The sequence below is a fragment of the Rhodonellum sp. genome (assembly GCF_030656585.1).
In the GTDB taxonomy this organism is placed as follows: Bacteria; Bacteroidota; Bacteroidia; order Cytophagales; family Cyclobacteriaceae; genus Rhodonellum; species Rhodonellum psychrophilum.
Window position 1 is genome coordinate 97,205 of the sequence record NZ_JAUSPP010000059.1, and the last position, 22,562, is coordinate 119,766.

At 43.8% G+C, this 22,562-nt stretch carries 16 protein-coding genes; 14 read left to right on the forward strand and 2 right to left on the reverse strand.

Annotated features, from left to right (window positions below):
* The first annotated feature begins 17 nt into the window (after nt 1-17).
* The 13 genes from Q7J63_RS14425 (at nt 18) to Q7J63_RS14485 (ending at nt 16,783) form a co-directional block, all read left to right on the forward strand.
* Nucleotides 18-968, forward strand: a complete 951-nt coding sequence (locus tag Q7J63_RS14425) for a hypothetical protein (RefSeq protein ID WP_019596683.1) — start codon at nt 18-20, stop codon at nt 966-968.
* Between the two features lie 467 nt (nt 969-1,435).
* On the forward strand, nt 1,436-4,249 hold the full coding sequence (locus tag Q7J63_RS14430) for a 2-oxoglutarate dehydrogenase E1 component (protein WP_304887116.1): 2,814 nt from the start codon (nt 1,436-1,438) through the stop codon (nt 4,247-4,249).
* Nucleotides 4,250-4,383: 134 nt separating this feature from the next.
* The gene (gene odhB / locus Q7J63_RS14435; protein ID WP_304887118.1) at nt 4,384-5,934 is read left to right on the forward strand and encodes a 2-oxoglutarate dehydrogenase complex dihydrolipoyllysine-residue succinyltransferase; all 1,551 of its coding nucleotides are present in this window, start codon (nt 4,384-4,386) and stop codon (nt 5,932-5,934) included.
* 172 nt (nt 5,935-6,106) lie between these two features.
* The gene (locus tag Q7J63_RS14440; RefSeq protein ID WP_304887120.1) at nt 6,107-6,463 is read left to right on the forward strand and encodes a four helix bundle protein; all 357 of its coding nucleotides are present in this window, start codon (nt 6,107-6,109) and stop codon (nt 6,461-6,463) included.
* A gap of 174 nt (nt 6,464-6,637) precedes the next feature.
* The gene (gene lpdA, locus Q7J63_RS14445; RefSeq protein WP_304887122.1) at nt 6,638-8,035 is read left to right on the forward strand and encodes a dihydrolipoyl dehydrogenase; all 1,398 of its coding nucleotides are present in this window, start codon (nt 6,638-6,640) and stop codon (nt 8,033-8,035) included.
* A gap of 490 nt (nt 8,036-8,525) precedes the next feature.
* Nucleotides 8,526-8,900 (forward strand): hypothetical protein, encoded by a 375-nt coding sequence (locus Q7J63_RS14450; RefSeq protein ID WP_139189616.1) that lies wholly within the window; start codon nt 8,526-8,528, stop codon nt 8,898-8,900.
* A 179-nt stretch (nt 8,901-9,079) separates the two neighbouring features.
* Nucleotides 9,080-9,562: a peptide deformylase gene (locus Q7J63_RS14455; protein WP_019596691.1), complete on the forward strand. Its 483-nt coding sequence runs from the start codon at nt 9,080-9,082 to the stop codon at nt 9,560-9,562.
* Nucleotides 9,563-9,958: 396 nt separating this feature from the next.
* Nucleotides 9,959-10,894: a sensor histidine kinase gene (locus Q7J63_RS14460; RefSeq protein ID WP_019596692.1), complete on the forward strand. Its 936-nt coding sequence runs from the start codon at nt 9,959-9,961 to the stop codon at nt 10,892-10,894.
* A 48-nt stretch (nt 10,895-10,942) separates the two neighbouring features.
* The gene (locus Q7J63_RS14465) at nt 10,943-11,251 is read left to right on the forward strand and encodes a response regulator (protein WP_304887125.1); all 309 of its coding nucleotides are present in this window, start codon (nt 10,943-10,945) and stop codon (nt 11,249-11,251) included.
* A gap of 4 nt (nt 11,252-11,255) precedes the next feature.
* Nucleotides 11,256-12,296 carry an adenylate/guanylate cyclase domain-containing response regulator gene (locus Q7J63_RS14470; protein ID WP_019596694.1) on the forward strand — a complete coding sequence of 347 codons (1,041 nt, stop codon included), beginning with the start codon at nt 11,256-11,258 and terminating at the stop codon, nt 12,294-12,296.
* 36 nt (nt 12,297-12,332) lie between these two features.
* The gene (locus Q7J63_RS14475) at nt 12,333-13,223 is read left to right on the forward strand and encodes a YitT family protein (RefSeq protein ID WP_026333496.1); all 891 of its coding nucleotides are present in this window, start codon (nt 12,333-12,335) and stop codon (nt 13,221-13,223) included.
* Nucleotides 13,224-13,636: 413 nt separating this feature from the next.
* Entirely contained in the window at nt 13,637-16,456 is a 2,820-nt protein-coding gene (carB, locus tag Q7J63_RS14480; RefSeq protein WP_304887128.1) for a carbamoyl-phosphate synthase large subunit, read from the forward strand.
* 69 nt (nt 16,457-16,525) lie between these two features.
* Entirely contained in the window at nt 16,526-16,783 is a 258-nt protein-coding gene (locus tag Q7J63_RS14485) for a DUF4834 family protein (protein WP_026333497.1), read from the forward strand.
* A 4-nt stretch (nt 16,784-16,787) separates the two neighbouring features.
* On the opposite strand, the gene Q7J63_RS14490 is transcribed toward Q7J63_RS14485, so the two are convergent.
* Both Q7J63_RS14490 and Q7J63_RS14495 read right to left on the reverse strand, forming a co-directional pair.
* Entirely contained in the window at nt 16,788-17,996 is a 1,209-nt protein-coding gene (locus Q7J63_RS14490) for a class I SAM-dependent methyltransferase (RefSeq protein WP_304887131.1), read from the reverse strand.
* A gap of 1 nt (nt 17,997) precedes the next feature.
* A complete protein-coding gene (locus Q7J63_RS14495) occupies nt 17,998-18,987 on the reverse strand; it encodes an aspartate-semialdehyde dehydrogenase (protein ID WP_019596699.1) in 990 nt (329 codons plus the stop codon).
* Nucleotides 18,988-19,178: 191 nt separating this feature from the next.
* Between Q7J63_RS14495 and Q7J63_RS14500 the strand changes: the two genes are divergently transcribed.
* Complete coding sequence (locus Q7J63_RS14500) at nt 19,179-22,526, forward strand: lamin tail domain-containing protein (protein ID WP_304887134.1); 3,348 nt, start codon at nt 19,179-19,181, stop codon at nt 22,524-22,526.
* Nucleotides 22,527-22,562: the final 36 nt, after the last annotated feature.

Genomic DNA, 22,562 nt, shown 5'->3' on the forward strand with positions numbered 1-22,562 from the left:
ATAAATAGCTAAAAAATATGAAAATACTAAAATATAGTTATGGATTGTTGGTTGCCTTGTTGGTCCTTGCGACCTCCTGCACTGACTTTGTAGAACCAAGAATTCCCTATAAAACCTTTGATACGGCAACATATCTTAGGACGATAGCGAGAACAAGCGATAGTTTTAATTTCTTTGACCTCCAATCTTCCAAATTCGCATTGACCTTGGAAGCTGTGGATATCGAAGATGGAGCGACAGTGTCAACGGTGGAAATCAGAGTAAGACACAGAAGGTTGATTCCAGGTGTAGGTTTGGAATATACACCAACAAATGATGTCTTGGTGAAGACCCTTAGTGCTTCCGATTTTGGACCAAATCCAAATAGCAGGTTCTTGAGAACTTCTTTTGAAGTTGCTGCCCTAGATGCAATTACTGCCGTAGGTTTAACACCTGCACAGATTGAAGGTGGAGATACATTTGAATTCAGACTGGTGTTGACGACTACGAATGGAAGGGTTTTCTCTTCTGACAATAGAAGTTCCGATGTGGCAGGTGGTTTCTTTTATGCTTCCCCTTTCTTGTACAATGTAGGTGTGGTTTGTCCGACAGCTTTGGGCGGTACTTACGCATTCAGTACCGTGGTTACCAATTCTCCATATGCAAGATCATGTGAAGGAAAGGTTTTGACGGGAACCATTTCTCTGACTCCAGTTACCAACTCAACTGCCTATACCATTTCTGATGGTTCATTTGGGATGTTTGATTGCTCAGACTCAGGATGGGGTGCAGGAAACTTGCGTCTGAATGATTCCTGTGGAATACTTAATTTCACAGGTGCTGACAAGTACGGAAGTACTTATACTTTCACTTTCGTCAGCAACGATGGCAAAAACCTTGTATTTGATTGGATCACGACAGACAATGAGGCGAGTAGAACAACCCTTATTGCTCCAGCTGGTTTCACATGGCCAAGTACTTTGAGATAATTGACTGAGTAAACTTTCTTCAAATAAAAAAGCAGCTCCCTATGGGTGCTGCTTTTTTATTTGAAGAAAATCATCACTTTTCTATTCAGTTTACTGCTTTAAACCCGTAACCTGCATTAGGTTTCTAAATTGGGTTAAACTGCAAGAAAATCAGACTATTGGAGCGTTAGGAGTATTTCCTCAGTGGAGAAGTCTATAATAGTTTACAATTGACGGATTGGTGATCAAATTTATGCGGGATCAGAAATGGTAATGCATCACAGGGGCAGAAAGGATATTATATTTGTCAAAGGCTATTTTTTAGAAATCAAACAGTTAAAATTATTTCTCTTTATCAAAATTAAAAAATAAAATTCCGTTACTGACGAGAAGAGGTCTGATTTCCAATAATATTTGGGTATCCGAATATACAATTTTTATATCAATTAATTTGAATCTACATTTGTAAGGTTAGCAAAAACTCAAACATGGATAAATTCTCGTATATCGCCAATGCCCACGTTGCTTATATTGATGAGCTGTATGTGGAGTACAAAAAAAACCCAGAATCAGTAGATCCCAGTTGGAAGTCATTTTTTGACGGTTTTGAATTTGCCATTACCCAATATGGTGAAGATGAAAACGGTGGGGCCTTAAAAGGAACCAGTATGGCTGAGGCGGAACCAAGCACAACGCCTGCCTCCAGTGGATCCTTAGCGACTAAGGGGACCATCATGGACATGGAGTTGTTGCCCAAAGAAATCAAAGTGAGGGCCTTGATCCACGCATACAGATCCAGAGCACATTTAAGGTCAAAAACCAATCCAGTAAGGGAACGAAAGGATCGAAAAGCGCTTATCGATCTGGAGGATTTTGGGTTGGACCAACAAGATTTGAATACCGAATTCCAAGCTGGAAAAGAAATTGGCATTGGGACAGCCAAGCTCTCCAAAATCATGGAGGCCCTCAAGACAATATACGAAGGCCCAATGGGGTTTGAATACCTCTATATCCGTGATCCGGAAATGCTGGATTGGTTCAAAACTAAGGTGGAAAAAGAGGCATTGGCCTTCAATCCTTCCGTGGAGGAGAAAAAACAAATCCTGTCAAAATTAAACCAAGCGGTAGTTTTTGAAAACTTTTTGCATACTAAATACATTGGACAGAAGCGTTTTTCACTGGAAGGTGGGGAAAGTACCATTCCTTTCCTCGATGCAGTTGTCAATGCAAGTGCAGACCTTGGCGTGGAGGAATTCATGCTGGGCATGGCCCACAGAGGACGTCTTAACGTACTCGCCAACATCATGGGGAAGACCTACGAACAGATTTTTTCAGAGTTCGAAGGGACCGCCAAGCCAGATTTGACCATGGGTGATGGTGACGTCAAATACCATATGGGATACTCCAGTGATTTGGTTACCCCCAATAATAAAAAAATCCATTTGAAATTGGCGCCCAATCCTTCCCACTTAGAGGCAGTCAATCCCGTGGTTGAAGGATTCATCCGTGCCAAAATCGATTCCCAACACAAGGGGGATTCTAAAAAAGCGATGGCCATTTTGATCCATGGAGATGCTGCTGTCGCCGGCCAGGGAATCGTCTATGAGGTAACCCAAATGGCGGAATTGAAAGGATACAACACGGGAGGGACCATCCATTTTGTGATCAACAACCAAGTGGGTTTCACCACTGATTTTGACGATGCACGCTCCTCCATTTATTGTACCGATGTGGCCAAGATCATCGATGCGCCCGTCATTCACGTCAATGGTGACAACGCCGAGGCAGTGGTTTTTGCAGCACGTTTGGCTTCCGAGTTCCGTCAAAAATTCAACAAAGACATATTTGTGGATATGGTGTGCTACCGAAGGCATGGACACAATGAGTCTGATGAGCCTAAATTCACGCAACCCTCCCTTTATAATATCATCTCTAAGCATCCCAATCCACGTGAAATTTATGTGAAAAAACTCACGGAAAGGGGAGATTTCGATGCCAAGATTGCCAAACAAATGGATGAGGAATTCCGCCAGTTGCTTCAGGACAGACTGAACATGGTCAAGGAAAAACCACTTCCCTATCAACAAACCAAGTTTGAAACGGTTTGGGAGTCTTTGAGGAGATCAACCCCAGAGGATTTTGAACTTTCACCTGAAACTGGGATTTCGGAAGAAACCATCAAAGTGGTTGCCGATGCCCTGACCACCATTCCAAAAGGATTCAAGCCAATCAAACAAATCGAAGTTCAGCTCAAGCAACGGAAGGACATGTTCTTCAATTCCAAATCCTTGAACTGGGCTGCGGCAGAATTGTTGGCTTATGGGTCTCTTTTGAAAGATGGAGAAACGGTTAGGATCACGGGACAGGATTGTCAGCGGGGAACATTTTCGCATCGACATGCAGTCGTCCATGATGCCAACACCAACACGCCACACAACTTCCTGAAGGAATTGAAAGGGCATGATGGTAAATTCTACATCTACAATTCCCTGCTGTCAGAATATGCAGTTTTGGGCTTTGAATACGGCTACGGGATGGCCAATCCGCATTCTTTGACCGTATGGGAAGCACAATTTGGTGATTTTGCCAATGGTGCCCAGACCATGATTGACCAGTTTATCACCTCTGGTGAATCCAAATGGCAAAAAATGAACGGCCTTGTCATGCTTCTTCCGCACGGTTATGAAGGTCAGGGTCCTGAGCATTCCAATGCCAGGCCGGAAAGATTCCTCCAGTTGTCCGCTGAATACAACATCATCGTGGCCAATATCACCGAGCCTTCCAATTTCTTTCACCTACTCAGGAGACAGTTGGCCTGGGAATTCAGAAAGCCCTGCGTCGTGATGTCTCCCAAATCCTTGTTGAGACATCCCAAAGTGATGTCCCCGATCAGTGAGTTTACCAATGGTAGGTTTAGAGAAATCATTCTTGACACCAAAACCAATCCCGATGAGGTAAAAAGAGTTGTGCTTTGTTCCGGAAAGATCTATTATGATCTGGAAGAAGTCAGGGAAAAAGAGAAAGTCACTGATGTTGCCATCATCCGGATAGAACAATTGCACCCTTTGCCGAAAAAACAGATGTTCGAAGCGCTTAAGCAATACAAAAATGCCGAGGTATTCTGGGTACAGGAAGAACCTGAGAACATGGGTTATTGGAATTATCTCCTTAGGTTGCTCTACAAAGAACTGCCAATGGAATTGATCGCCCGAAAAAACAGTGCTTCCCCTGCCACTGGCTATAACAAAGTGCACGTTGAAGAACAAACGGCGATCGTCAGAAAAGCCTTAAAACTTTCATAATCACCCCTGAGCAGCATAAAAACGATTGTGATCCAGAGAGGATGACAATCGTTTACTCTGCTTTTGGTTTAATTTAAAAAAATCATGTTAAATTAACCTTGGACCAACTGGTTTGGGGGTAAAAAAGAAAAACAATGAGCCTAGAAATTAAAGTCCCTACCGTAGGGGAATCCATTACCGAAGTCACCATTGGTCAGTGGTTCAAGAAAGATGGAGATTTTGTAGAAATGGATGAGGTGATCTGCGAACTGGAATCTGATAAAGCAACTTTTGAATTGACGGCTGAAGCAGCCGGGATTTTGAAAATCAAAGCCGGAGAAGGCGATACCTTGGAAATCGGCGAAGTGATCTGTGAGATCGACTCTTCGGCAAGTGCCGGAGAAAGCGCTTCCGATGATACCAAGAAAGAAGAAAGTCAGCCTGTCTCCAACAAAGGAGGCAAAACAGGCGAAATCAAAGACATGATAGTTCCTACCGTTGGGGAATCGATCACCGAGGTGACTTTGGCAAATTGGCTGAAAGCCGATGGGGATTTCGTGGAGCTCGACGAGATCATCGCAGAAGTGGATTCCGACAAAGCAACTTTTGAACTTCCTGCAGAAGCCACCGGGATATTGAGACACGTCGCCCAAGAAGGCGATACCTTGGAAATTGGAGGCTTGATCTGCAAAATTGAGGTGACAGAAGGTGGTGCTCCTGCACAAGAAGAAGCAACCTCTACCGGAGGTTCCCAAGCAGCCAGTACTTCAGTATCTGGAAAAGACACTTATGCAACCGGACATGCTTCTCCCGCAGCAGCCAAAATTCTTTCCGAAAAAGGAATGGATGCCAAGGGAATCCAAGGCACCGGTAAAGATGGTCGAATCACCAAAGAGGATGCTGAAAGAGCCCAAGTGGCAGCCAAAGAAACACCGAAAGCGGAAAGTAAGCCAACGCCGAAGACCGAAGCAACGGCACCTTCTTCTGCCCCAAAGATTGCCGGTTCCAGAGATACCAAAAGAGAGAAAATGACCTCCTTGAGAAGGACCATTTCTAGAAGATTGGTAGCTGTGAAAAATGAAACCGCCATGCTCACGACCTTCAATGAAGTGAACATGGGTCCGATCATGGAAATGAGAAAGAAATACAAGGATCAATTCAAGGAAAAGCATGGGGTAAACCTGGGCTTTATGTCCTTCTTCACCAAAGCCGTTTGCGTAGCCCTGCAAGAATGGCCGGCTGTGAATGCACAAATCGATGGAAACGAAATTGTGTACAACCATTTCTGTGACATCTCCATCGCCGTGTCCGCGCCAAAAGGCTTGGTCGTTCCGGTGATCCGAAATGCCGAATCGATGAGTTTTGATCAAATTGAAAAAGAGGTCGTCAGGTTGGCGCTTAAAGCCAGAGACAACAAATTGTCCATAGAGGAAATGACAGGGGGGACTTTTACGCTTACCAATGGCGGTATATTCGGTTCGATGATGTCGACGCCGATCATCAATGCACCACAATCAGCCATTTTAGGCATGCACAACATCGTCGAAAGGCCGATGGCAGTCAATGGCGAAGTGAAAATCCTTCCCATGATGTATTTGGCCCTTTCCTATGACCACCGTGTCATCGATGGCCGCGAGTCTGTAAGCTTCCTGGTTCGCGTAAAGCAGCTTCTTGAAGCACCGGAAAGGTTGTTGTTTGGGGTGTAATTGGTATTTGGAGAATAAAACCTTCGGTTTTGGGTATTTGGTATTTGAAACCTAGGGTAAATGGTTAAATTCATTTGGATATTTCCACTGATACTGACCAATTTCACAAGTATTGTGTGTATACTCCGCCATAAATAGCTCAGCAAGAAAAACCGGGCCCAATAATAAGAAAATGGGAAGACACAGATATGAGGAATTGGGTGTATGGAAAAAAGCTGTTGATTTAGCTGTTGACCTAAGTATCCGAACAAGAAAATATCCAAATGTTGAAAAATTCTCTTTGGTCACACAGACAAATAGGGCCGTTTATTCGATTTCAAATAATATTGCTGAAGGAGCGGGTAGAGGGACAAACCCAGATTTTAGAAATTTTCTATATTATTCTTTAGGTTCACTCAATGAAACCGAAAATGTTTTGCTTTTGGCTCTTAGATTGAATTACTTGGAAGAAGAAGAATATGAAATTTTTAAAAGCAATACCGAAGTAATAAAAAAAATGCTGATCAATTTAATAAAAAGTCTCTCTTGATGATGATTCTTGTTTATGGAATATAAAGACTTTGGTTTTGTGGACCTTGTGTTATAAACATTTGGTTTCTCGGGTTTTGGTCTTCAATCCCAAAATACAGAAGCGATGTGTCATACCTACTAAATACCAAAATCTCAAAGAGATAAATACCACATACAATAAATTGAATAAAATATGTACGACGTAATTGTAATTGGCTCCGGGCCGGGAGGATATGTGGCAGCCATTAGGGCGGCACAGCTTGGTATGAAAACGGCCATTATTGAAAAATACCCAACTTTGGGAGGGACCTGTCTGAATGTTGGCTGTATCCCATCCAAGGCACTTTTGGATTCTTCCGAGCATTATCACAATGCGGCCCACACTTTTAAAACCCATGGCATCAACTTGACCAACCTGAAAGTGGATCTCAAGCAGATGATCCTTCGCAAGGACGACGTGGTCAAGCAAAACGTGGATGGAATCCAGTATTTGATGAAGAAAAACAAGATTGAAGTCCACCAAGGTTTGGGTTCTTTCGTGGACAAGAATACTGTCCGCGTGACCAAAGACGATGGAACAAGCCAAGATCTCCAAGGTAAAAATATCATCATTGCCACAGGCTCCAAGCCTGCTTCCCTTCCTTTTATCCAATTGGACAAGGACAGGGTCATTACTTCCACGGAAGCGCTGAACCTGAAAGAGATTCCCAAACACATGATCGTGATCGGCGGTGGCGTGATTGGAATGGAACTCGGTTCCGTGTATGGCAGAATGGGGGCGAAGGTTTCCGTAGTGGAATATTTGGATTCTTTGATTCCTTCCATGGACAAGACCATGGGCAAGGAACTTCAAAAATCACTCAAGAAATTGGGTTTTGATTTTTACCTCAAACACAAAGTCACAGGTGTTGAAAGAGAAGGAAAAGAGGTCACCGTAAAAGCCGAAAACAGCAAAGGAGAAATCGTTGAACTGAAAGGGGATTATGTACTCGTTTCCATTGGCAGAAAAGCCTATACCGATGGGTTGAATGCCGAAGCCGCCGGGGTCAAGATAAGCGACCGCGGATTGGTGGAAGTGGATGACCATTTGCGGACAAACGTTCCAAATATATACGCCATCGGCGATGTGGTAAAAGGTGCGATGCTTGCCCATAAAGCCGAAGAAGAAGGCACTTTCGTTGCCGAAGTCATTGCCGGGCAAAAGCCCCATATCAATTACCTTTTGATCCCAGGGGTTGTCTATACCTGGCCTGAAGTGGCTTCTGTTGGGTATACCGAGGAGCAATTGAAAGAAAAAGGAACCAAATACAAGACCGGTAAATTCCCGTTTATGGCATCGGGAAGGGCTAGAGCTTCGATGGATACCGACGGACTGGTGAAAGTATTGGCAGATGCTGAGACAGACGAAATCCTAGGTGTGCACATGATCGGGCCAAGAACCGCAGACATGATTGCAGAGGCGGTCGTGGCGATGGAATTCAGGGCTTCGGCCGAAGACATTGCCCGGATGTCACACGCCCATCCGACCTATACGGAAGCTTTCAAGGAAGCCTGTTTGGCTGCTACGGACAATAGAGCACTTCATATTTGATCTTTAATCGCATCAAGTCAAGCTTACTAAACCTGCCAGAATTCCAAATCTGGCAGGTTTTTATTTTTATGTTTGGATAAATAATTTCTGAAGCTTATGTTCAAACCGAATTCCAATACAGCAGAAAAGTAACGGAAAGCAGCTAACTTGAGGGAAGTTAGATGGAAATATACAATGGGTTTCCAAATGGGGTTGAAACTGCAAGAAAATCAGCCTCTTTGGAGAATAAGGCATCTTGCCGATATGGTGAAGTCAAAAATTGTACAAAAATACCGAATTATAGGCGATTTCAGACTGGAATAGCATTGTAAAGCATAACACGGGTTTAATCATGTTCAAACAGATCTATTTAGCTTTCTTCCTTTTGTTTTTTATCTCTTTTCCTCTTATTGCGCAGGAGAGTTCGAGAAATGGGTTTCTGAATCAAATCTTTGATTCCATTTCCGATGATCCCATAAAGTGTTCTTCAGAAATTCCTGATTGGGCCATTATGAGGTTAAAAAAAGTCCTGGAGACAGAGGGTTCTGGTTTTTCTACCAAGGGGCAAAACCAAAAATGTGAGCTCTCAAAAGAGGAGCGAAAATTTCTATTGGGTTTAGTTGAGAACAAGAAAATTAAAACTGTCCATGATTTTGAATCAAAGCTGAAAGTTGCTTCCCAAGAGGAAAAAATGGTTGTTGCAAATATGGGAGGAGGTCAAATATTCACCTTTTCCGAGCCTGTTTTTTTTAGGGACGATGCGATGGTCTTCTTTTTCCAAAGCAGATATTGCGGCTCCAAATGTGCAGAAGGAAGGTGGTCTGTCTACAGAAAACAATCCGGTGAGTGGGCTGAGTGTTTGGTTATTTTAAGTTTTGTTTCTTAAACCCGTATTATGCATTATCAATTCTATTCCGACCTGGAATTGATTCATAATCAGTTGGTTTTTAGTGTTTTTGACTTCATCATGTTGGACGATATATTAATTATCTAAATAGTCCGATTTTCTTGTATTTACAGGCTTATTTGTAAGACCAATGCATATTCCGGGTTAAAATATTATTGATGAAAAAAGTTGAAGATATCCTCAAATTGGGTGATCCCCGCCTTTATGAAATTTGTTCTCCAGTGACACATGAAGAACTTCCTTTAGTGGAAAATTGGGTGCAGGAACTCCACCAAGCGATGGAAGATGTCCGGAGAAGGTTTGGCTTTGGGCGTGGCATTGCAGCCCCACAATTGGGGATCATGAAACGTCTTTTCTACCTCAATCTGGACAAACGCTATACCATCATCAATCCCGAAATAAAAAATCCGAGTGAAGAAATGTTCGAACTTTGGGATGATTGCATGAGTTTTCCCAATCTCCTTGTCAAAGTGAAGAGGCACCAATCCCTCACACTGGAATATTTGGATGAAAATTGGGAAAGGCAATCGTGGGATGTGGATGGAGCGATTGCAGAATTGATCCAACATGAATTTGATCACTTGAATGGAGTGCTCTGCACGATGAGGGCGATGGATGACAAGGCCTTTAAGTGGAGGTAGTTTCAGCCTAAATTGTTTCCGGTATTCACACTTTCCGAGAAATTGAACCCATGGATAATCTTGTTCAGTTAAAGAAATTTTGTTTTCCAACTTATATAAAATTTTGTTTCAAGTCAGAAAATATTCTTTTTTAGAGGGGGGAGGGTGTTTCCAAAAGCTAAAAAAGCTTTTAGGTGTAAGCCTTTGAAGCAAAAAGAACATGGATAAACAATGATGTTTTCTACCTTTTTTAAGTGAAAAGGACGAAGACCTCATTATTTTTCATAGATTTATTTTTAGCCTTCCTAATCATGATGTTATTAGGGGTTAATTCGCGTAATTGGCTTATGCCAAACAGTTTGTTTTTCAAAAAGCATTCCATCCAGGAAGCTTTTTGCCTTTAAAGTGATGTGCCCTATGGAAATGACGGGAGAAGAAAAGTCAATTCAGTTGAACAAAATCATCGATGCGCAATCCTCTCAAATACAGGAGATGCTTAAGGAGCGGGCTGTGCTAAGAAAACAATTGCTTCGGGCAGAGAAACTCTCCACTTTGGGGCTTCTTTCGGCAGGCATTGTCCATGAAATCAAAAACCCTTTGGGCTTCATCAATAATTTTTCCGAGTTGAGCATAGAATACCTTCAAGAAGTCAAGGAACAACTCACGTCAATCCAAGAACAATCCGAGACAAACGAAATACGGGACTTGATAGAGGATGTTGAGACTAACCTGAACAAAATCCAGCACCATGGAGGCAGAATCAATCGCATTGTCACCTCCATGCTCCTTCATTCTCGAGAGGGCTCAGGGCAGTTTGAACCCTACGATCTCAACTTACTCATCACGGAGTTTGTCAACCTCGCTTTTCACGGGATGCGAGCAGGCAAAGACCCCATCAATGTGGATATTCAGCTTGATCTTGATAGAAGCATTCCTCTTGTCCCATTGAAGGCTGAAGATTTCAGCCGGGTGATCCTGAACCTCTGCAACAATGCTTTTGACGCATTAAGAGAAAAGAACGACAAGAGACTAAATCGTGAATATTCGGAGGGTCCCCATCACGAAGGGCCAAAGCTTACCGTTAAATCTGTGTGGAAGGAAGAATGGGTTGTATTGGAAATTGAGGACAATGGCCCCGGTATTCCCAAGTCCCATCGCGAGAAAATATTTGAACCTTTTTTTACAACCAAAAATAGATTGCAGGGCACAGGTTTGGGCCTTGGGATCACCCAGGACATCATCAAAAACCATAAAGGAAGCTTGGCTCTTGAAAGTGAGGAGAAGCTTTTCACCAGGTTTATAATTAAAATCCCAACCCATTTGAATTCACAGAATGAGAATATTGAGCGTTGATGATGAGAAAGACGCGGAAATGCTGTTCCGTCAAAATCCCGAAAGGAAATGAGAAGAGGGGAAGTGTATTTGGAATGTGCTTTTTCTAGGCAAAATGATTTGGTGTTCCTTGGGAAAGAAAAGCCCCCCAAAGTGAGGGATGCCTTTTCAGATATCAGCATGTCCGGGATGGCTGGCTTGGAACTGCTGAGACTAGTCAAAGCCAAACAAACCGCAATCAATGAAAGCATGATTGCAGCATACGGAGACGAAGCAAACCACCACAAGGGGGTCAGTTCCGGCTCCAAAGAGTTTATTGCCAAGACAATACTTTTTGATTCACTCAAGGTGAAAATAGCAAAACCCATTAACAAATAAAACAATGGTCAAAATACTTGTAGTGGATGATGAAGTGGATTTGGAAGTTCTGATCAAACAGAAGTTCAGGCAAAAAATCAGACAGAATGAATACGAGTTTGTCTTCGCCTATAACGGACGGGATGCGCTGGATAAGCTTTTGGAACACCCCGACGTGGACATCGTGCTCAGCGACATCAACATGCCCGAAATGGACGGCCTCACCCTGCTCAGCAAGCTCAATGAGCAGGACGTTTTGCTGAAATCCGTGATGGTATCGGCTTACGGTGATATGGACAATATCCGCACGGCGATGAATAGGGGCGCGTTTGACTTTGTCACAAAGCCGGTCAATTTCCCAGACTTGGAAATCACCATCGACAAGACCTTCAAGCATGTACAAACCATCCGCGAAATGCTTAAAACAGTGAAGGAAAATAACATCCTCAAGATGTATGTGGATGAGAATGTCCTCAACTTTATGGGTGGAAAGAAAATCGACAACATTCTTGCACACAATGAATTCATGCAGGGATCCGTGGTGTTTATTGATATTTGCGGGTTTACTTCCATTTCCGAAAATGAGCCAGCCAATAGAGTAGTGGAGCTATTGAATACTTATTTCGATATCATGGTGAAGGAAATTATCAGGGAAAATGGTGTGGTGGACAAATTTATGGGAGATGCGATAATGGCCACTTTTTGGGGGGATTATCACCTGGACAGAGCGATTGATGCCTGCCTTTCCATCAAAGAAAAAATAAAGGAAGTCGGCGGAAAAATCGAGTCAGGGTCCTACCAACCTGAGGTTTCCATTGGCATCAATACGGGAGGGATGGTCTGGGGAAATATAGGCTCCGTTACCCTCAAAAGATTGGATTACACAGTTATCGGCGACACGGTCAACGTGGCCTCACGCTTGCAGACCGCTGCCAGCAAAAACCAGATCTTGATATCGGAGGATTGCTACCTCCAAGTAAAAGACTCCTTTAAATGCCGAGAAGTAGGGCTTTTGAGTCTGAAAAACAAAAAAAATTCCATAAAAGCCTTTGAAGTGATCGAGTAGAAACAGGCGACTCAAACATGCATAATCCCCAATCAAATGATGAATACGAAAAAGAAAATTAACTGGAAGTCCATTTTTAATCCCAAATCTATTTTATTCACACTCATTGGGGTCTTTTTTGCGGTGGTAGGCCTTCAGGGCTTTATGGTGCCCAATAATTTTTTGGATGGAGGGGTCACGGGTCTCTCCATTCTGGCAACAGGGTTTTCAAACATACACATCAGTTTTCTTCTCGTTTTTTTTAATATTCCCTTTTTGATTATCGGGTTCAGGAAAATAGGCTACACCTTTGGGATCAAGGCGACTATTGCGGTTATATTGCTGGCCTTGGGGATGTACTTCTTTCATATCCAGCCTTTCACCACCGACAAGGTCCTGATTGCGGTATTCGGGGGCTTTTTTATTGGACTTGGAATTGGCTTTGTCATCAGGGGCGGGGGTGTCATCGACGGCCTTGAGGTCATCGGCTACTACACCCAAAAAAAATCAGGGTTCAGCTCAGGGGAGATCATCTTGGTCTTGAACACCTTGATTATCTTGGGCGCTGCCTACGAATTTGGGATTGAAACCGCCATGTATTCCATACTCGTTTACTTCACGGCTATGAAAACCTCGGACTACGTGGTGGATGGTTTTGAGGAATACACCGCACTCACCATCATTTCCAAGGAGCACCGGGCCATCAAGAGACTTCTGGTAGTGGATTTTGGGAAGGCGATATCGGTCTACAAAGGGGAGCGGGGTTATTTGCCCAAAAGCTTCGATGTCAAATTTGACTGTGACATCATCATGACCATCGTGACCCGTCTGGAAATTCACCGCATGAAGGAAGCTGCTGCGGAAATTGATCCAAATGCTTTCTTTTATGTGCAAAGTATCAAGGAGGTAAAGGGAGGAGTCATGAAAAAAAGAGCAGGCCATGATTAAGGAAAAAAGGGAAGATTCTCTCAGCTTTTCAAAAAATGGGTTGAATCCGAAATATGCATGAGGCTTCCTAATGGGGCTGAAACGGCAAGAAAATCAGGCTATTGGGAGAATTACCCATATCACTGATTTGGTGAAGTCAAAAATTAAAACAAAGACGGCTTAATTCAGCAATTACAATCTTGAATGGCGTTCGTACTGCATAAAACGGGTTGAACTGATCCAAAAGGGCTTGGTTTTAAGAAATCCTCTTGCCTTTTCAATATCAATCGGCTTAAATTAAAAAAAAAACAATTGATCAAGGGTCGGGGTTTTATTTCGCTTTTTTCCCAATGTATCGGGCTACTTTAAATTATTTCCCTAATTTTGCACCAATTTAGCCATCAATATATAAACCTCCTAAACCTCCGTTCTTAATGCCTAAGGATAGCAGTATCAAACACGTACTTATTATCGGTTCAGGTCCAATCGTCATTGGTCAAGCTTGTGAATTTGATTATGCAGGCTCCCAAGCCTCCAGATCACTCCGGGATGAAGGGATTACCGTCACCCTGATCAATTCGAATCCTGCCACGATCATGACGGATCCCGTCACTGCAGATCATGTTTATTTGCTCCCGCTGGAAAAGAAATCCATCATCAAAATCCTTCAGGACCATCCGGACATTGACTGTGTGCTCCCAACCATGGGTGGCCAAACGGCCCTCAACCTTGCCATTGACTGTGACAAGGCCGGGATTTGGAACAAATTCAACATCCGCATGATCGGTGTGGATATCGATGCCATTGAAACTGCCGAAAACAGGGAGAAATTCAAGGCCTTGATGGAAAAGCTTGGTGTGGGCGTTTGTATCGGTGATACGGCCTCCTCCTTCCTCGAAGGAAAAGAAATCGCTCAAGAAATAGGTTTCCCTTTGGTGATCCGTCCTTCCTACACATTGGGTGGATCTGGTGGAGGATTCGTGGAGAGAGCAGAAGATTTTGAAAAAGCGCTTGTCACTGGATTGCAAGCTTCCCCAACCCATGAGGTTTTGATCGAACAAAGCATCACGGGCTGGAAGGAATATGAGTTGGAGGTACTGAGAGACAGTATCGGCAACATGGTGGTAATCTGCTCGATCGAAAACTTCGATCCAATGGGCATTCACACGGGGGATTCCATTACGGTTGCCCCGGCGATGACTTTGCCTGATACCGTTTATCAGGAGCTTAGGAACCAGGCAATCAAAATGATGAATGGGATCGGTAATTTTGCGGGCGGCTGCAACGTGCAGTTTTCCGTCAGCCCGGACAACAAGACCATCATCGGCATAGAAATCAACCCGAGGGTGTCGCGTTCCTCGGCTTTGGCCTCCAAAGCCACAGGATACCCGATTGCGAAAGTGGCAGCCAAATTGGCCATTGGCTATAATCTGGATGAAATCCCCAATTCGATCACAGGAAATACCTCCGCATTTTTTGAACCCGCTATCGATTATGTAATTGTCAAAATACCAAGATGGAATTTTGACAAATTCAAGGGTTCGGATAAGAAACTGGGCTTGTCCATGAAATCCGTTGGAGAAGTAATGGGTATCGGTCGAAATTTCCAAGAAGCGCTTCAAAAAGCCTGTCAGTCTCTGGAAATCAAGAGAAATGGTTTGGGTGCCGACGGCAAAGAGCTCAGGGACCAAGAAAAAATTCTTTATAGTCTGGCCAATGCGAGTTGGGATAGGCTTTTTCATATTTACGATGCCTTCAAGTTGGGCATTTCCTTCAGAACCATCCATGACCTGACCAAAATCGACAAATGGTTTCTCAAGCAGATTGAGGAACTGATCCTTTTGGAAGGGGAAATTGAAAAACATACCTTGGAGAGCATCCCTAAGGATTTGATGGAAACAGCCAAGAAAAAAGGCTATTCCGACCGCCAAATTGCCCATTTGCTGCGCTGTTTGGAAAGTGAGGTTTTTAACAAAAGGTACAAGGAAATGGGCATCAAGCGGGTGTACAAACTCGTGGATACCTGTGCGGCTGAGTTTGAAGCCAAAACTCCTTATTTCTACTCCACCTTTGGTGAAGAAAACGAATCCATCCCTTCAGACCGCAAAAAAGTAGTGGTGTTGGGTTCCGGCCCCAATCGTGTCGGACAAGGCATCGAGTTTGACTATTCCTGTGTCCATGGGGTTTTGGCTGCCAAAGAATGCGGTTACGAAACGATCATGATCAACTGCAATCCTGAGACGGTTTCCACTGATTTTGATATTTCCGATAAACTCTACTTCGAGCCTGTATTTTGGGAACATATTTACGAAATCATCCTTTTGGAAAACCCTGTCGGTGTGATCGTCCAACTTGGCGGTCAAACAGCTTTGAAACTTGCTGAAAAGCTGGACAAACTCGGTATTCCAATCCTTGGCACCAGTTATGAAGCACTCGACTTGGCTGAGGACAGAGGGAGATTTTCAACCTTATTGAAGGACAACAATGTCCCTTATCCGGAATTTGGCACCATCCACAGCACGGATGAGGCACTTGAGCTTTGCAAAACGATAGGCTTCCCTCTTTTGGTGAGACCTTCCTATGTGTTGGGTGGTCAGGGAATGAAGATTGTCATCAACGAAAAGGAACTGGAAGAGCACGTTGTGGAAGTCTTGCGGGACATTCCCAACAACGAGATTTTGTTGGATCATTTCCTTGAAAATGCCATTGAAGCTGAAGCGGATGCGATCTGCGATGGGGAAAATGTCTATATTATCGGCATCATGCAGCACATTGAGCCAGCGGGTATCCACTCGGGTGATTCCTATGCTGTGCTTCCTCCTTATAACCTAGGGGATTTCGTGATGCGCCAGATTGAGAGCTATACAGAAAAAATCGCCCTTGCACTCAGGACTGTAGGATTGATCAACATCCAGTTTGCCATCAAGAATGACAAAGTATATGTGATTGAAGCCAATCCAAGGGCTTCCAGAACTGTTCCTTTTATTTGTAAGGCATATCAGGAACCCTATGTCAATTATGCCGTTAAGGTTATGTTAGGAGAGAAAAAAGTGACGGATTTTGTTTTCAACCCGACCAAAAAGGGTTATGCGATCAAAGAACCGGTTTTCTCTTTCCATAAATTTCCTAACGTGAACAAGGAATTGGGACCCGAGATGAAATCCACGGGTGAAGCGATTTATTTCATTGATGACCTGATGGATGATTATTTCCTGAAGATCTATTCCGAGAGGAACTTGTACCTAAGTAGATAAATAAGGTTGGGGAAGGAAGATATCCCAAGAGGAAAATCTTCCTTCCCTTTTCCAATAAAAAATTTAAATATGGGATTAGTATTCAAATTATTGCTCTTTTTTATTGCCATCTCATGGATCTTTTCCAAGCTGATGGGGTTTTTCCTCAGAAGCAAGTTGAAACAATTTGTGGCGCATTCCGATAATCTCCAGAAAGAAGAACAGCGGAGAAAGAGACCTGCCGATGGAAGCGTCAACGTTGATTTTGTTCCTACGGATTTCAAGGAAAGAAAATCCAAGGAAATCAGGGGCGGGGATTATGTCGATTATGAAGAAGTAAAAGAATAGAAGATCAAAGGTTTTGATTTTTTTGGGAAAAGGGTTTGCAATGGTACACCCTGTATTTCTCCCCTTCTTTGGTTCCAATTAAGAATTCATGGCCTCCATCTTTGAGGTTGAATTTGTTTTTAAAGGCTTCCGCTTTCAGGGAATAGTTCCGGGTGATAACATTGACAATACCCTTTGGGAATTTTTTCTTCAGCTCTTTTTTGTCTGCCTTCACTTCCCCGATCACCTCAAAAACCCTTCCTGGAATGCGCTCCTCCAATACGTCGGTGGTATACAGATGACTGTTGGGATGCAGTTTCTTCAGTTGATACCTTTCTGAAAAGGATTTGAAAGCCCCGGCTTTCAGCAGGGACGCATTGGGTTCGATCAAATACTTGCCCGTTGCCCCAAATATGGCGTTCGCGGTTTCTTCCTCTTCATAAGTAAATGCAAAGGTCTGTTTTCCTTCGGGGGTCAAATCCGTACAGATGATTTCTGGCTCGTTTTCAGCTTCGGCATTGCTCCAGTAAAGCAGTATTTCCTTCACTTCGTTTTTGACCGATAAGACCCATATTTTTTGGATTTTGGGCAATTCTTTCAATGCACTCTTGATTTCAAGAATAGGAGAGGCCTTGACCAGTATTTGGTTTGCCTTATTGGTCAACAAATCCCAGAGGTCCGTTACATCCGGTTCGCAATCCGAGAATTTATAGAGTTTCTGGTTATGGTCTCCGCGTCGGGCCGGGTCAAGATAGATCAGGTCAAAATCGTGGGGAATACTTCGCAGGAACGTGATGGCATCCCCGGAATGGACCGCAAATTTATTCGGCTGCAAGAGCTCAAAATTTTGTTGGACGATCGCCGCAAGGCTTTCATTTCGCTCAAAATAAGTGACGGTGTCGAAATGCTGCCCAATAAAAAAAGTGTCCACGCCAAATCCTCCGGTCATGTCCAGAAAACCTCTGCCTGAAACGAATTCGGCTTTAAACTTTGCGGTTTCTTCTGAAGAGCATTGCTCCACCGAAATCCCCGCTGGAAATATAACCTCTGGATTTGCTGCCCAGGTGGGGAGTTTTTTTTTGGCCTTTTGTCGGGCAGAAATTTGCTGTACGGCAGTTTTCAGGTCAAAATCCGTTTTCCCCTGATGTTTAAAAAGTAAAAGTGCAGGATCTTCTTGAAGATGATCCTGCACGAATTTTTTCAAAGCTTCGGTATGGAGGCTTTTGAAGTCCAATTTAGACCAATCCTTTTTTTATCAGATAATCCGCGATTTGTACCGCATTTGTTGCAGCGCCTTTTCTTAAATTATCGGCCACTATCCACATGTTGAGTGTGTTTGGCTGGGATTCGTCTCTTCTCAATCGGCCGACAAATACATCGTCCTTCTTGTGCGCCGTCAATGGCATGGGGTAAATATTGTTGGCCGGATCATCCTGTACGACGATTCCCGGGGCATTGGAAAGCAATTCCCTAACCTCAGCCAAATCAAAATCATTGTTGAATTCCACGTTGACGGATTCGGAATGTCCGCCCATGGTTGGGATTCTGACTGTGGTAGCAGTGACTTGGATGCTGTCATCGCTGAAGATCTTTTTGGTCTCCTTGATCATTTTCATTTCTTCCTTGGTGTATCCGTTTTCCTGGAATACATCGATATGGGGAAGGACGTTCAAGTCAATTTTGTGTGGATAGACCATTTCAGGAGTTTCTCCGTTTCTTTCCGCCATCATTTGGTCCACTGCGGCTTTGCCGGTTCCGGTGACGGATTGATAGGTGGAGACCACGACACGTTTTATGCCATATTTTTTCCGAAGGGGATCCAAAGCCAATACCATCTGAATGGTGGAGCAATTTGGATTTGCAATGATTTTGTCCTCTTTCGTCAATTCAGAGGCGTTGATTTCAGGAACCACCAATTTTTTGCTTGGATCCATTCTCCAGGCAGAGGAATTGTCGATGACGACCGTGCCTACTGCCGCAAATTGAGGTGCCCATTCCAGAGATGTACTTCCGCCTGCCGAAAAAATAGCAATGTCCGGTTTCTCAGAAATTGCCTGTTTCAATCCAACGACTGTATGTTCCTTACCTTGGTAAGTGATTTTTTTGCCCGCAGATCTTTCGCTGGCGACCAAAAGTAATTCGTCAAATTGGAATTGGTGCTCATGCAGCACCTCGAGGATTTCTGAGCCTACCAGACCGGTAGCTCCCACAACTGCGAGTTTCATGCTTATGGATTTTAATGATGGTTAAATATGCCCTGCAAATGTAAGGTAAGAATTCCCATTTGTGCTAATTATTGATGCGATAATTACTTTAATATCAAACGAATGTCCCGATTGTTGCAAAAAACGCAAGCTTAGTCGGGTAAACGTTTATTTTGAAGCCCATTTAAAAACTATTTTTTAAATTTATTTTTATGGGAAATTTGGGTTTTTCTTGGTGTTTTGGCGCTTTTGGCCTTCTCGCCCTGCTTTTTTCGACTTCGTGCAATGCGTTTGCACAGGTACAGGGCTTTGAAAATGAGTTTGCGATCGTCAATCATCCTGATACATTTTTGCCCAATTGGTCAGCTAATGTAGTCAGCGCAAGTTCCTCAAGGGTTTTTCATGCCAAAGGGGAAGGGAAAAATGGGTCAAATGCTTTAGCCGTCCAAACCATCGGTTCATTCAATGCCGAGATTTTTACCGAAATCATTTTGGGTACATTTCCATCTCCAGCAATTGGGTTTTATGCCAAAACCAAACAGAATGGGTCGGGCACCAGACCTGTTTCTGTTTTTCTCTCCTTTTCCAAAAACCAGGGAGCGGAATTCCAATTTCGAACGCAGGTAGGAGAAAACGAAACCTTCCAAAACAAAAATTCAGAGTACGCATTTTTTGAAATCCCCATCCCCCAATTGCTACAAAGTGAAGCCAAATTGGTCGTAAAAATAGAGGTGCTTTATGGGCTAGGTTCCGGGTCGGCTGCCAGGTTTTTAATGGATGATTTTGGACTTGCTTCCAGTCCAATGCCCCGTGGGCAAATCCGTGTATTGGAAAAACGATTGTTGAATCCATTTTCTGTGTTCCTTAAAATGGATCAAGAAATCAAAGGCCTTGGCCAGGAGCAAGTGACTTTGCAGGGCAATTCCCTATCAAGGCTCGCTTTTCCCACCGATTCCACCTTCGTCTTACATTTTAATGACCCGATTGTAGCCGATTCCCAACAAATCATCCTTCAAAATGTGACTGCCAAAAACGGAGATTTGATCACGGACCTATCGCTGGAAATACGAAACGATACCATTTCCCTTGGGGAAGTATTGATTGTGGGACCGGAAAGGATTAGGCTCAGCTTCAGCCGGTTTTTTGACCCGGCGGTCACTTCGCAGACTTCACTTTACCAAGTCAATGGACGAAGCCCGGTGGATATTTTGCTGATGGAAAATCTGTTTGAAGTGGAGCTGCTGTTGGACAATCCACTTCCCCTATCGCAACTTCATGAGATCACCTTGTTCAGGAACAAAGGCACAAATGGGAAGGAGAGTCAAAACCAAAAGCGGGAAATCTATTACGACGACTACTTGGAGGCTGTCTTTGCCACGGATTCCAAGACGATCCAACTCATCCATGATCTCGAGTTGGACATGGAAGTACTGGACCTGGAACGTTTCAGGATTGCGGATCAGGATTTTACTTTCCAGCGCTTGGAAGTGCCTGATGACTTGAGGGTACTTTCCCTTTCTTTGAATAGAGAAATGGAGGAAAACCTTCAATATCTCTTTTCCATACCTCCTAGAAGGAGTCGAAGAGGGATTTGGATTCCTGGTTCCAAAAAGGAAATCGTCTGGGATAAGACCTCGCCGACTTTGGTCAGCGCAATCGGCATAGGGCCAAAGAAACTTCTCTTGACTTTTTCGGAGCCAATCGATCCGGTGTTTGCATCCATGCCCCAAAATTATACCCTAGGAGGAAAACAACCCGAATCGGTCATTCTTCAGGAAAATCCTAGTCAGGTGGCTTTGGTGTGGGAGCAATCCTTCTTGGACCAGGCAAACTATGTGCTTGAGATCAGTCAGATTCCGGATCGGGCAGGAAATTTTATTGTCCCAAGCGCATTTCCTTTCCTCTTCAAGGATCCGGACCGCTTGGTTTTCAAATCCCTGATCATCAATGAGGTGATGGCTGCGCCTAGGGATGAAAATATTTTGCCCAATGTGGAATATATCGAGCTCTTGAATGTGAGCCAAGAATGGATTTCCCTTGGAGGATTGTCACTGGCCAATTCCAGAAGCGCGACGGTTTTGCAGGCAGATACACTGGAGCCTGGTGGATATGTACTTTTGGTATCCAGAACACAAGCGAGTCAGTTTGTTGAATTTGGGAAGGTGTTGGGTTTGACGAATTGGCCAACTTTGCTCAATGCCGGAGATCGCCTCAGATTGCTTGACAGAACGGGGAATATTGTGGACAGCCTCCTCTATTCTACCTTAAGTTATGGGGGTTCTGCGATCGCTCAGGGAGGCTACAGTCTGGAAATCGTCAATCCATATTATCCTTGCCATGCGGCTTCCAACCTAAAACCTTCCTTGTCTCCAAATCGCGGGACGCCAGGAAAGATCAATTCCGTTTTTGACGATACGCCGGACAGAATTGCTCCGAGATTGCTTCAGGCAAGGGCTGTCGGGGATTCTGCGGTGGTACTTTTGTTTTCAAAATCTTTGGCTGCAGATTTGGCAGCCGCAAAATTGTCCTTTGTGCCAAATCTACCCCTGAAAAATTTTTCCTTGTCGGCCAATGGATTATCTGTGATTGTGACATTTGGGGAGGAACTGAAAGAGGGGACGAGGTATTCCATTCAGGTGGGAAATGTCAGGGATTGCGTCGGTAATCTGATCAGTCCGGAGCACAATGAGATGTTTTTTGCCATTCCTTCCGAGACGGTTTCGGGGGATTTGATTCTCAATGAAGTCCTTTTCAATCCAAGGACGGGTTTTCCCAAATTTGTGGAAATTTACAATGCCTCTGGAAAATACCTGAACTTGAGGGATTGGAAACTGGCCAATCTGGACAACGATGGCCTTGTGGCCAACCGTAGGGTATTGTTTCATGAAGACCAACTGGTGGATCCTTTTTCCTATATGGTGTTCACTACGGATGCTAAAAAGTTAAAATCCGAATACCCAAAGGGGGATGCCGGCAGGTTTGTGGAATTGGCAGCATTGCCAAGTTATCCGATAGCTGCTGGGAATGTTGTTTTTCTGAATCCCGATGAAAGCATCAAGGAGCATTTCTCCTATTCAGACAAGATGCACCATGCCCTACTGAAGGAATCCAGGGGAGTCTCATTGGAAAGGTTGTCTGCTTCAGGTCAAATTGAAAAGCCAAGCAATTGGCATTCTGCCTCGGCCTCTGAGGGGTTTGCCACTCCGGGATATAAAAACTCGCAAGTATATACAGAAGAGGGGGAATTTGGCATTCATGTTCAACCAAAGGTATTTGCCCCAGATGCTCTGGGACAGCAGAATTTCACCACCATCTCCTACAAAATGGAACAATCCGGTAATTTGGCGACCATCAGGATCTACGGAATAGATGGGAAATTGGTGAAGGAATTGGCACAGGGGGAGATTTGGGGAGATTCCGGGTTTTATACCTGGGAGGGCACAGATCAAGGAGGAAGAAAAGTCAGGTCAGGTTATTACATCGTTTGGGTAGAAATTTTTGATCTAAATGGAAATGTCAGTCGGATCAAGAAAACTGTTGTTGTTGGATCCAAATTTTAAAAAAAAATGAAAATTTAAGGTAAAAAGTACTATATT

Bases quoted from the DNA above. Each gene is read 5' to 3' on its own strand.
- odhB (WP_304887118.1), top strand. From the start codon at position 4,384: ATGAGCCTAGAAATTAAAGTCCCTACCGTAGGGGAATCCATTACCGAA.
- lpdA (WP_304887122.1), top strand. From the start codon at position 6,638: ATGTACGACGTAATTGTAATTGGCTCCGGGCCGGGAGGATATGTGGCA.
- Q7J63_RS14465 (WP_304887125.1), top strand. From the start codon at position 10,943: ATGAGAAGAGGGGAAGTGTATTTGGAATGTGCTTTTTCTAGGCAAAAT.
- Q7J63_RS14450 (WP_139189616.1), top strand. From the start codon at position 8,526: ATGAGGTTAAAAAAAGTCCTGGAGACAGAGGGTTCTGGTTTTTCTACC.
- Q7J63_RS14485 (WP_026333497.1), top strand. From the start codon at position 16,526: ATGGGATTAGTATTCAAATTATTGCTCTTTTTTATTGCCATCTCATGG.
- Q7J63_RS14440 (WP_304887120.1), top strand. From the start codon at position 6,107: ATGGGAAGACACAGATATGAGGAATTGGGTGTATGGAAAAAAGCTGTT.
- carB (WP_304887128.1), top strand. From the start codon at position 13,637: ATGCCTAAGGATAGCAGTATCAAACACGTACTTATTATCGGTTCAGGT.
- Q7J63_RS14470 (WP_019596694.1), top strand. From the start codon at position 11,256: ATGGTCAAAATACTTGTAGTGGATGATGAAGTGGATTTGGAAGTTCTG.
- Q7J63_RS14495 (WP_019596699.1), bottom strand. From the start codon at position 18,987: ATGAAACTCGCAGTTGTGGGAGCTACCGGTCTGGTAGGCTCAGAAATC.
- Q7J63_RS14460 (WP_019596692.1), top strand. From the start codon at position 9,959: ATGGAAATGACGGGAGAAGAAAAGTCAATTCAGTTGAACAAAATCATC.
- Q7J63_RS14500 (WP_304887134.1), top strand. From the start codon at position 19,179: ATGGGAAATTTGGGTTTTTCTTGGTGTTTTGGCGCTTTTGGCCTTCTC.
- Q7J63_RS14455 (WP_019596691.1), top strand. From the start codon at position 9,080: ATGAAAAAAGTTGAAGATATCCTCAAATTGGGTGATCCCCGCCTTTAT.
- Q7J63_RS14430 (WP_304887116.1), top strand. From the start codon at position 1,436: ATGGATAAATTCTCGTATATCGCCAATGCCCACGTTGCTTATATTGAT.
- Q7J63_RS14475 (WP_026333496.1), top strand. From the start codon at position 12,333: ATGATGAATACGAAAAAGAAAATTAACTGGAAGTCCATTTTTAATCCC.
- Q7J63_RS14425 (WP_019596683.1), top strand. From the start codon at position 18: ATGAAAATACTAAAATATAGTTATGGATTGTTGGTTGCCTTGTTGGTC.